This is a genomic window from Pseudochryseolinea flava (assembly GCF_003286915.1).
GTDB lineage: Bacteria > Bacteroidota > Bacteroidia > Cytophagales > Cyclobacteriaceae > Ohtaekwangia > Ohtaekwangia flava.
In genome coordinates, this window is sequence record NZ_QMFY01000014.1 from 81137 (window position 1) to 93570 (window position 12434).

The window sequence follows — 12434 nt, forward strand, 5'->3', positions numbered from 1 at the left end:
TATTGGTGCTACTTGTCGGCAACTCTTGTCTGTTGATCTATTTAGTAGCGAAGTGTATTATAAATCATGATTGCAACATTTAAATTTTTAGTAAGCGAATTATCTGTGCGCGTGACGGTAGTAAGATCGTTGGTGCTGTTGATCATAACACTTCAGCAGGGTCAATGCCAGGTAAATCAGACCGACCAGCAAAAAGCGTTTGATCACGTGAATGTGGTCATAACAAATAAGCCGTTTCCACCGTCGTCTTTTCTAACGACAACGGAAACGGAAGGTAAGTTTACGTTAATCGAAAATGGTGTACCATCAGGTATTGTGGTAAGTCCATCAGATCATGCTGGTGTTTTGAAGGTTGCCAGGCTTTTTCAAAAGGATTTGAGTTATGTATCAGGCAGCACAGCTTCGCTATCAATTTCTGATCAAACGGCGGAAAAAAATATCATCATTGTCGGCACTGTAGGTCAAAGCAAATTAATTGACCGTTTAGTAACTGAGCGTAAAATCAACGGCTCGCTACTCAAAAACAAGTTGGAGCAATTCATGATTTTTTCGCTGAAGAAACCAATGGATGGGGTTGATCACGCGCTATTGATCGTTGGTAGTGATAAGCGGGGAACAATCTTTGGGATGTTTGAACTATCGGCAAAGATGGGAGTATCGCCATGGCATTGGTGGGCAGATGCGCCGATACAATCACGCAAGAATATTTATGTAAAGGCAGGCACCTATACGATAGGAGAGCCGACGGTGCAGTATCGCGGCATATTTATCAACGACGAAGATCCTGCACTGTTGGGCTGGGCGCGCGAAAAATTTGGAGGGTTCAATCATCTTTTTTACGAGCGTGTTTTTGAATTGATTCTTCGCATGAAAGGGAATTACCTGTGGCCCGCGATGTGGGGCAAATCGTTATGGGATGATGATTCGTTGAGCGCGCCTTTAGCACATGAGCTCGGCGTCGTGCTATCGACATCACATCACGAGCCCATGATGCGTGCACATGTGGAATGGGATCGCTATGGAAAAGGTTTGTGGAACTATGACAAGAATAAAGATGCGCTTCAGAAATTCTGGCGCGAGGGAATGCTGCGGTCACAAGGCTACGAAAAAGTTGTTACACTGGCCATGCGCGGCGATGGAGATGAAGCCATGGGTGAGTCTACCAACATTGCGTTACTCGAGAAGATCGTTAGCGATCAACGTCAAATCATAGCAGAAGTCACAGGCACACCGCCCGAAGCAACGCCTCAGGTATGGGCTCTCTACAAAGAGGTGCAAGACTACTATGATAAGGGCATGCGTGTACCCGATGATGTAACGTTGTTGTTTTGTGATGATAATTGGGGACAAGTACGAATACTTCCTTCAATGACAGATCGTGATCGGAAAGGAGGATATGGAATGTATTATCATTTTGATTTCGTTGGCGGCCCAAGAAGTTACAAATGGCTTAACACTGTTCAGATAGAAAGAGTATGGGAACAGATGCGTCTTACTGATGCGTATGGTGTACACAAAATATGGTTAACCAATGTCGGCGACATAAAGCCAATGGAACTTCCTATAAATTTCTTTTTGGATTTTGCTTGGAATCCAGATCTGATTAAGGTACAAGATCTTCCCGAGTATTACCGAAAGTGGTCGGATGCACAATTTGGAGGAACATTTGCGAAAGAGATTGGAAACATTTTGGCGCGCTACACAAAATACAACGCTCGACGGAAGCCTGAACTTCTTGAAACAGGAACATACAGCCTGAATAATTTTAATGAAGCGGAAAATGTTGTAAACGAGTATAGGACGTTACTGGCAGAAGCAAAGGAACTCAGAAATAAGTTGCCCAAAGAATCACAGGACGCTTACTATCAACTCGTATTATTTCCAGTGGAGGCGTGTGCTAACGTAAACGAAATGTATCTCGCAGCGGCGAAAAATAAATTATATCGCAGTCAGGACCGAGCGTCAACGAACTTTTACGCCGACAAAGCAAAGGCACTTTTCTTTAAAGATGCAGAACTCACCGCCCATTATCATGATCTAGCTGATGGCAAATGGAATCACATGGTGAATCAAACGCATATGGGACATGTAAGCTGGAGCGATCCGGCTGTTAATAAAATGCCGGAGGTGTCTTATATCCAGACGAAAACAGGTGCGGGTTTGGGCTATGTTTTGGAGAGCGCTGTCAAATCGCGCAATGGCCGTCCGGGGATGCTTAGTAAAAGTTTTACACCATTCGATCCGATCAATAATCAAACCTATGGGATTGAAATATACAATACAGGAACGGATACACTTCACTACTCACTGACAACGAAGAATGAATGGATCCAACTCTCTTCAAAAAAAGGCGCAGTGCAATTTGAGGACAAAGTTTTTGTAAGCATTGATTGGCATAAAGTTCCGGCTGAACAAAATGAAGGTGAAATTGTAATCGCTGGCTCGGGAAGAGAATTCGTTGTCAAAGTTCCACTTCAAAAGTTCTCTGGTGTAACGCCGTCGGGATTCATTGAGAACAATGGTATTGTCAGTATTGATGCTGTTAATTTTCAGAAGGCCGTTCCCACAAAAAATGTTTCATGGGAGGTTATTCCGAATCTAGGCTATACAGGTGATGCATTAACAACAATACCCGTTACTGCACCAACACAAATCCCCGGACCAACAGGCGCTCATGTGGCGTATAAAATCTTTCTACTCGACTCCGGGCGCTTTAACGTAGACGCATGGTTTTCTCCAACATTGAATTTTCAACGGGGTGAAGGATTGATTTATGCGATCTCTATCGATGACGGACAACCTATTCGAATGAATCTTCATGAATCGGCAAAGGCTCCAGACTGGACTTATCCGAAGTGGTGGAACGATGCAGTTACAAGCAACATGATGAAACAGCGATTACCTTCTACTTTTCAGTTGTCAGCTGGATCACATACGATTAAATATTGGATGGCATCGCCTGGTCTCGTCCTTCAAAAGGTGATCCTCACGAAAGAGAATGTAGATGCACAATGCTATTTAGGTCCGCCGCAAAGTAAATTCATAAAGTAATCCACGATTGATTTTTTTTCTGATGTTTAAGCAATCAACACTACGCCGCTACATTTTTATTGCTCTGTTTTTGAAACTCGTGGCAGTGCCAGGGTTCTGTCAGGTGAAGTTACCGCATTTATTCAGTGATGGGGTGGTATTACAGCGTGGTACCAATATCGTGTTATGGGGATGGGCATCTCCGGGCGAAGTCGTCACGGCCGTGTTCGATGGGAAGCAACGTAAAACCAAAGCAACACAACAAGGAACGTGGAAACTTCTGTTCCCGAGCATGAACGCTGGTGGTCCCTACACGATGAAGGTAAAAGGGAAAAATGAAATCATTGTGAAAGACGTACTCGTCGGTGATGTTTGGCTTTGTGCTGGACAGTCGAATATGGTTCATCAGATGGATATTCACGATGTCACTTATGCCGACGAAATTGCCACTGCGAACTATCCACACATCAGGCAGTTTAAAGTTCCTACGCAGACCGCGCTGAGCGGTGTGAGCGAAGACGTTAAATCGGGTTCGTGGCAGCTTGCTGTGGGAGAACAGGTGCGACCTTTTTCCGCGGTGGCATATTTCTTTGCTAAGAAGATATACGAAAAATATCGCGTGCCCATCGGATTGATTAATTCCAGTGTTGGAGGTACGCCAATAGAATCATGGATAAATGAAGAAGGATTCAAAGAGTTTCCAGCGATACTAAAAGTGATTTCGGAAAACAAGGATACCACATTTGTAATAGACGCAATAAAAGGAGCTGCAGGTAATCGTGGTTCATCGCAATCTAATGATAAAGGTCTAACGGCAGAAGATCCTTGGTATGCAGTGAATTTTCATCCAGCAGGATGGCGTAACATTAACATTCCTGGTTATTGGGAAGATCAAGGCATAAGAGATCTTAACGGCGTGGTGTGGTATAGGAAAGAAATTGATCTGCCAGCATCAATGCAGGGGCACAAGGCCAAAGTACTTCTCGGAAGAATTATCGACGCAGACAAACTCTACATCAACGGGAAAGAAGTAGGGAGTACATCTTACCAATACCCACAGCGACGATACAACATACCGGATGACGTTCTTAAAGCTGGTAAAAATATTTTTGTGATACGCGTTGTCAATCACTTCGGTAAAGGAGGTTTTGTTCCTGATAAGCCCTATTACATTTTTTCCGGACGGGACACAGTCGAGTTGATGGGAACATGGCAGTATAAGGTAGGTGAAGTTTTTGACCCACAACCGATGACGTCTCCAGAGAAAAAGGAAGGAAGGAAAATTTTTAGTTTACAAAATGAGCCCACGGCTTTGTATAACGGAATGGTTGGCCCCTATAAAGACTTCCCGTTAAAAGGTGTGTTGTGGTATCAAGGAGAAAGTAATATTTCAAATGCGGACCGCTATGAAAACTTGCTCCGTGCGTTGGTTAATGGATGGCGTATTGCTTTTCAGAAAAATGATTTACCTGTCGTTTATGCACAGCTTCCCAACTTTGGTGATGTATCCTACACGCCGGTCGAAAGTAGCTGGGCTATATTAAGAGCAGCACAGCTTAACGGTTTGAGTATGCATAACACAGCCATGACGGTTAATATCGATTTGGGCGAGTGGAATGATATTCATCCGGATAACAAAAAAAGTGTCGGAGAACGCATGGCATTGGCGGCGCAGAAGATTGCGTATAGGGAAGACGTTGTGTATTCGGGACCCTTGTATGCGAGTCACAAAATCGCTGGGAATAAAATTGTCATTTCGTTTTCACACGTAGGCGGCGGTCTTATCACTAACGATGGCGACGAATTGAGTGAGTTTGCGATTGCGGCAAGTGATAAAAAATTTGTAAGGGCTCAGGCGAAAATCGATGGTGATCAAGTGATTGTTTGGAGTGAGGTTGTTGCGGAGCCAAAGTATGTTCGGTACGGTTGGTCTGACAATCCAGACAATCCCAACCTGTATAATCAGGAAGGCCTTCCAGCGTCGCCATTCGAAACAAAATAACGCAACGTAGTGGTCGAATAAATGCAGCTTACCAGCCCCAGGCTGCATTGTGTGCTGTCGTGACGGCGAAGTGGATCCATGTCAATTCTTTCCACATTTCCTGACTTTCAATTTTTTTTAACAGTGTGACGAAATGTAAAAAACGAGTATCACATTTGATATCGAAAAGCGCTCGTCGCGTTCAAGAAATGCCTATTTCAGGCTGTTTTTCCATCATGTATGAAATTTACAAGCCGATGTCTGATTTGTGGTAGGCGTCAAAGAGTATAAAAAAGCACATTCGTGCAACCGTTTGCGGTCTGGCCGGCCAAATTTTCCGCGGTGGTAAATAGTGAAGTCTGTAAATCTGAGAAAATCTAAAATCGCGTCATCATGCGATGTGGCAATGCTCTGTTTACAGTGCACGAAATCCAGAAACCAAACCAATAATCCTATGAAAAGATTAATTCTACTATTTCTTTTCCGATGTTTTCCCCGACACCTCGCTTTCACACTTTCGATAGTTTTAACGTTTGCTACCATCACTGCAGCATTTGCTCAGTTAGTTGTAACGGGTAAAGTTGTCGATGAAACGGGTGCCGGATTACCCGGCGCAAGTGTGCTTATTAAAGGAACCCTAACGGGAACAACTACTGACGCTGATGGTCGCTATTCGCTTGAAGTTTCAAATTCGTCATCTGTGCTCGTGTATTCATTCATCGGGTATTCTGTGGTCGAAATCACCGTTGGTGATCGCACTGTCATCGATGTAGATTTAGTCCCCAATATTCAGTCACTGAATGAAGTAATTGTCGTGGGCTACGGAACGCAACGACAAGAGGCCGTTACGGGCGCTGTTGCTTCCGTGAAAGGTGATGTCATTCGAGAGATTCCTGCGTCTAATATTTCGCAGGCACTGCAAGGAAGGGTTGCCGGCGTAGAGATGGGACAAACGTCCACCAAACCTGGCGCCCCGATGCAAATACGTGTACGTGGATCGCGCTCACTGTTGGCAAGCAATGACCCTTTAATCGTACTGGATGGTATTCCCTTTGCAGGTTCCATGAATGACATTGATCCAAACAGTATCAAGAGCGTTGATATTTTAAAGGATGCATCTGCTACGGCAATCTATGGTTCTCGTGGCGCGAATGGTGTACTTTTAATTACAACACATCAAGGTCAGAAGGGGCAGAAAGCGCAAATCACATACAATGGATACTATGGTGTAGAAACGATCTTCGCCAAATATCCGATGATGAATGGACAAGAGTTTTCCGCCCTTCGTGCGGCGAGTGCTCAGAAGTTTACCAATACTATTGATGAAGCCGATGGCACGGACACCGATTGGCAAGATCTTATCTTCGAGAAAGGAATGATTACCAGCCACGATCTAGGTGTTGCAGGCGGAACAGAAAAAGGTAGATACTATTTCGGCGCAGGATATTTTCGTGAAGAAGCTGTTGTTCCATTGCAGAATTTTTCGCGGTATTCAATACGTGCGTCCATCGATCAGGAAATCAATAATTATATCAAGATCGGATTTAATTCTACGTCAAACTTTTCTATAACCAATGGAAATAACTCTCCGGCAGTAGGCATGGCGTTGTCAAGAACTCCGATTACAAATCCTTACAATCCTGATGGTAGCATGAAAGAAATTGTGCAAGAGGCAACTTCCGGCGCGCAATGGGTACCAACGAACAAAAGATTCAGAGACCTTAATGATAAATACATCGATCAGACACGCGCCTATGGATCTTACAATACGATTTTTAGTGAAGTTAAAATTCCACGCGTGGATGGTCTGAAGTACAGAATGAATCTTGGTCTGAACTTTAGACAAAGCAATTCAGGTAGTTACACTGGCCAAGGTGTGTTCAGCGGTGTTCCCACAACAGTTTCTACTGCTGCAACAGGTAATTCACTCACAACAAACTGGGCTGTCGAAAATCTCATCATGTACGATCGTACTTTTGCAGATAAACACGAAGTAAGTGCGGTGTTGCTATACTCTGCCCAACAAGAAAAATTTAACTCTTCTAGGGTAACCGCCAGAGATATTCCTTCGGACGCTTTTCAGTTTTATAACCTCGGTCGTGCTGATGGTGTGATTACAGTCAATCCATCCGAACAAGGTTATAATCAGTGGGGACTTGTATCATACATGGGACGCGTAATGTACGCCTATGATGAACGCTACATGATCAGTGCCACTTTCCGAACAGATGGTTCCTCAAGACTTGCACCAGGCCATAAGTGGCATTCCTATCCTGCGATATCCGTAGGTTGGAATATCGCGAAGGAGCAATTCATGAGTACTGTTGGTCAGATCAACCAATTAAAATTGAGAGTAGGGTACGGAGAAACTTCGAATCAGTCGGTGAATCCATATCAAACGTTGGGACTTCTGTCAACACGTCCATATAACTTCGGCGACGCAACGTATTCTACTGGCTTCTATGTATCGCAGCTTCCCAATCCTTCATTGGGATGGGAGTATTCTAAAACATTCAATTACGGTTTGGATTTCAGAGTTTTCAATAATCGCCTGAGTGGTACGATTGAATACTATGTTCAAAATACAAAGAATGTATTGCTACCCGTTGGATTGCCAACAACGTCAGGTGTGAGTAGCATTATTGCGAACATGGGTGAAACACAAAATAAAGGAATTGAGTTGTCGCTTAATGGTCTCATTCTTGACGACCAGGATGGTTGGACGTGGGATATAGGATTTAACCTTTACGCCAATCGTAACGAGCTTGTTTCACTTGCATCAGGTCAAACGCGTGACGAAGGAAACTGGTGGTTTGTTGGTCACCCGATCGATGTAATATTCGACTATGAGAACATCGGTCTTTGGCAGCAGGACGATCCCCACTTAAGTATTCTTGAGCCCGGAACTGCAAGTAAACCTGGTATGATCAAAGTAAAATATACCGGAACGTATAACGCCGATGGTACACCAACCAGAGCCATTACCGCTGCGGATCGTCAGATTATGTCGATGCAGTCCAACTTTCAGGGAGGTTTTAATACACGCGTTGCCTATAAAGGAATTGACTTAAGTATTGTGGGGATTTTCAAAAGTGGTGGATTGCTGAATAGCACATTGTACGGATCGTCAGGTTACCTCAACAATCTTAATTCCAGAGCAGGAAACAATGTTCGTGTTGATTACTGGACGCCCGAGAATACGGATGCACGTTATCCTGCACCTGGTGGAGTAGGTGGAGATAATCCTAAATATGGCAGCACACTTGGATATTTCGATGCATCATATCTGAAGATTAGAACGATCACACTCGGATATAATTTTAAGAGAAGTCTACTCGATAAGATGGGCATAACCAATATGCGCGTGTACACGACAGTTCAAAATCCTTTCGTGATGTTCTCACCTTATCATAAAGAATCAGGAATGGATCCGGAAACAAATTCCTATGGAAATGAAAATGCTGCAGTGCCATTATCCCAAAACCTGCGACGCATTTTGACCATCGGAACGAACACGCCGTCGACACGCAATTATTTGATAGGTCTCAACCTAACATTCTAAAAACATGAAAACTATACACAAGATATTTTTCAGCGGAACAGCATGTCTGCTGCTCTTCCTTGCAGGATGTAATAGTATCCTTGATGAACAGCCTCGCAGTATCTACACGCCGGACTATTTCAAAACGGAAAAAGGTGTACATGGTGGATTAACAGGAATGTACGCCCATTTGCGATACATCTTTGGCAACGCCTATTTCTACAATTCAACACTCACAGGAACAGATGAAGCAACATGGGGTGCGAGTGGTTCCGGTGGCGGATTTCAGATCTTTGATTTGTCAGGTGCAGGTTTGATTACAGCGTCAAACAGCGATGCAAGCAATTTATGGTTCAATACGTTTCCCAACATCAACACCGCTAATGGTGTTATCGAAAATGCAAGCGCTGTGGGTGTATCGGATGCGCTCATCGCTGAAGCGAGATTCTTTCGCGCATTCGACTACTTCATGCTCGTTCAAACTTTCGGCGGTGTTCCACTTGATCTTGGCGCGGGCGAATTGAAATTCAATACTTCGGTGGCGCGAAATTCTGTTCGTAATACGGTGCCCGAAGTATATACGCGCGCAATATTTCCAGACTTGCTACAGGCTGTTGCAAACTTGCCAGAGACTGGTCGCGTCACTGGTGGTGTCACCAAAACTTTAGCGCGTCTCTACCTGGCGAAAGCTTATCTGACTTATGCATGGTGGTTGGAAAATCCGAATAACATTCCAACGTATCCGGAGACCGACCGTACAGACCCGGACGGACATAATGCACAATGGTACTTTCAACAAGCCTATGATATTGCAACAACGGCCATTGACAACCCTGGTCCGTTTGGGTTGGTAGCGACCTACTATGATCTTCATGTAGGAACCAATGATCGCAACAAAGAGCTTCTGCTATATGCAGATCACACGCAAACCAGCGAACTATATAATGGTTCAAGTTTGTCGTTCGGAAGTGGTGGTGATGCCGACAACTTTGCTGTCTGGATGTTAACGTGGAATTACACGGCACTCCAGAGTTCGAAGACATCATGGGCATCGCCTCAAACTGTTAATTCAGTACAGCGCGAAGCTGCACAAGGACTAGGCAGACCATGGGTTCGTATGGCGCCTCCACACGGCGTATTTGAAAATACTTTTGCAGACAAAGAGAATGACGCCCGTTATGATGGAACGTTTTCGACGTCTTACAGAGGTAACTGGCCGAAAGCAGGTGTAACCAATAGTTTTCTCTACAATGCGAATGACCTTACCGTTGAGCCCGGCGATGCAATCTTAACCTTCCTCGATGAAGTGCCGGCAGATGCTATTGATTATTCCAACAGTGTTTACAAGAGTAACGTAGGCGCAGGTGTACTACCGGGCCGTGCAGATTATGTTATTGCACCCAATGCGTTTAGTCGACTCGTGTATCCAGGCCTATGGAAGCTTGGTACATATCGCACAGATAATGCCGGCGGACTTGGACAACCGAATGCTGCGAACACGAGACCGTTCAACATCGCTAAGTTTTCTGAGCTTTATTTTGTCGCAGCAGAGGCTGCCGTGAAAGGCGCTGCAACATTGCCCGGAAAAAGTGCTTATGATCTTATCAATGTAATTCGTGCGCGCGCTGGTAAATGGCGCTGGAGCAACAAGGAAAATGTTGAGAAGATAGAAGATCATAGCGCAGATGTTGTAGCCGAAACACCTGCTACCATCGACATCAATTATATTCTGGCAGAACGTTCACGCGAGTACTACGGTGAAGGATATCGCTGGTACGATCTTGTGCGAACTCAGAAATGGGAAGAGATTGCTGGTAGCTATACCATCTGTGGCACAGCAGTAGGCGATCGCACACCGGTCACAGTCACGCGTCAAATTCAAATTACAAACTACTTGAGGCCGGTCCCTCAGGGACAACTCGATAACATGAATGTCTCCATCGCTGAGAAAGATGATTATCAAAATCCTGGCTACAGGGTGAACGAGTAAAAGAACTTAAGAAAGCAATCTAAAAGCTCCCAGTATTGGTTTGCTGGTATCGAAATCGGGATTGCTTCTTGAGCACTGGGTTGCCCAGCAATGGGTGACCCTTTTTCTTTTCCTACTGTCGTAGTATGTTTATAATAAACGAAACTGATGATGCAGCTTATGGATTGTATGTTGAAAATGAAAATTGTGATTGTCTTATTATGGTTTGTAACGGTTCCAGTTTACGCCCAATCGATCGCGGCGCGCAATCCAATTATATTTGCTGATGTTCCTGATGCTTCGATTATCCGCGTAAAGAATACCTACTACATGAGCAGCACAACAATGCACATGAATCCTGGTGTGCCGATCATGAAGTCAGATGACCTTGTCAATTGGCGACTGATCAACTACGCGTATGATACACTTGCAAGTACAGCTGAATTAAATCTCGAACATGGGAAGAATACCTATGGAAGAGGATCATGGGCAAGTTCACTCCGTTTCCACAAGGGATTTTTTTACGTTACGACATTCGCGCAAACCACAGGCAAGACGTATATTTTTTCAACACGTGATATCGAGCGGGGGCCATGGAAACAATTGTCTTTCAGTCCGGCGTATCACGACCATTCTCTTTTCTTTGACGACGATGGTAGAGTATACATGATCTATGGTGCCGGCACGTTGAGGTTGATTGAACTGAAAAGTGATTTATCTGGTGTGAAGCAAGATGTCTCAGAAAAGGTAATTATTGAAAATGCAAGTGCTCCCGCTGGAGTAGACATCGGATTGAAAGCGGAAGGCTCACAACTGTTTAAGATCAATGGCAAGTATTATCTTTTTAATATCACCTGGCCCAAAGGAGGTATGCGCACCGTTGTCGTACATCGTGCAGATAAGATCAGCGGACCTTATGAAGGTCGTTTATCCTTGCAGGATCTTGGTGTGGCGCAGGGAGGCCTGATTGATACCCCAGATGGAAATTGGTATGCATATCTTTTCAGAGATTATGGTGCGGTAGGAAGAATACCTTATTTGGTTCCTGTAAAATGGATTGATGGATGGCCCGTACTCGGTGTTCAAGGAAAGGTACCTGAAGTACTTCCGCTATCAGCAAACAAAAGTTTGATTCCAGGAATCGTCAACTCCGACGAGTTCGAAAGGTTAGAAAAAAAATATTCACTTCCATTGGTGTGGCAATGGAATCATAATCCCGACAATCGTTGCTGGTCATTGTCTGCGCGCAAAGGCTTTCTTCGTTTAACAACCGGAAGAATTGACAGCAGCTTTTTACAAGCGAGGAATACCTTAACACAGCGTACCGTTGGGCCGCAATGCTCAGGTATAATCAAATTGGATGTTAGTGGAATGAAGTCAGGAGATTTTGCAGGCTTGTCGCTACTTCAACGTCGATACGGATTGATAGGTGTTAAGGTGAGTGATGAAGATAAATCTATTGTCATGATCAGTGCCGAGTCTGACAATCCGCAAGAGCTGCAGCGAATTCCATTGCACGAGAACATCGTTTTCTTAAAAGTAGAATGTGATTTCAGGTCGATGACAGACAACGCTTATTTCTACTATAGTGTTGATGGCACGCACTGGAATCCAATTGGTGAAAAAATAAAAATGAAATACACCCTTCCGCATTTCATGGGTTATCGTTTTGGTTTGTTCAATTATGCAACGAAAAATGTCGGAGGATATGCCGACTATGATTATTTCAGAATAGAGGAGCGAATCACATCAACGAAGCCATAAATTTTGGCTGCAGTCGAAATTGTAAGCATCGATTTCAGTTTCAGGTTATTTCCAGCTTCCTGATCCGATAGGTTGTTGGGGCATACTTGACCAACGCTGTTCAGCAAATCCCATAGATCATTTTTAAGCAATAGCCCTTACGCGATATC

At 44.2% G+C, this 12434-nt stretch carries 5 protein-coding genes; all 5 read left to right on the plus strand.

Going from position 1 to position 12434, the window contains the following annotated elements; translation table 11 throughout:
- Nucleotides 1–66: 66 nt before the first annotated feature.
- A complete protein-coding gene (locus tag DQQ10_RS21605; RefSeq protein ID WP_112749011.1) occupies nt 67–3051 on the plus strand; it encodes a glycosyl hydrolase 115 family protein in 2985 nt (994 codons plus the stop codon).
- Nucleotides 3052–3073: 22 nt separating this feature from the next.
- The gene (locus DQQ10_RS21610) at nt 3074–5032 is read left to right on the plus strand and encodes a sialate O-acetylesterase (RefSeq protein ID WP_112749012.1); all 1959 of its coding nucleotides are present in this window, start codon (nt 3074–3076) and stop codon (nt 5030–5032) included.
- Nucleotides 5033–5465: 433 nt separating this feature from the next.
- The gene (locus tag DQQ10_RS21615; protein ID WP_112749013.1) at nt 5466–8573 is read left to right on the plus strand and encodes a SusC/RagA family TonB-linked outer membrane protein; all 3108 of its coding nucleotides are present in this window, start codon (nt 5466–5468) and stop codon (nt 8571–8573) included.
- A 4-nt stretch (nt 8574–8577) separates the two neighbouring features.
- The gene (locus DQQ10_RS21620) at nt 8578–10542 is read left to right on the plus strand and encodes a RagB/SusD family nutrient uptake outer membrane protein (protein WP_112749014.1); all 1965 of its coding nucleotides are present in this window, start codon (nt 8578–8580) and stop codon (nt 10540–10542) included.
- A 168-nt stretch (nt 10543–10710) separates the two neighbouring features.
- Nucleotides 10711–12285: a glycoside hydrolase family 43 protein gene (locus DQQ10_RS21625; RefSeq protein ID WP_394341997.1), complete on the plus strand. Its 1575-nt coding sequence runs from the start codon at nt 10711–10713 to the stop codon at nt 12283–12285.
- The last annotated feature ends 149 nt before the right edge of the window (nt 12286–12434 follow it).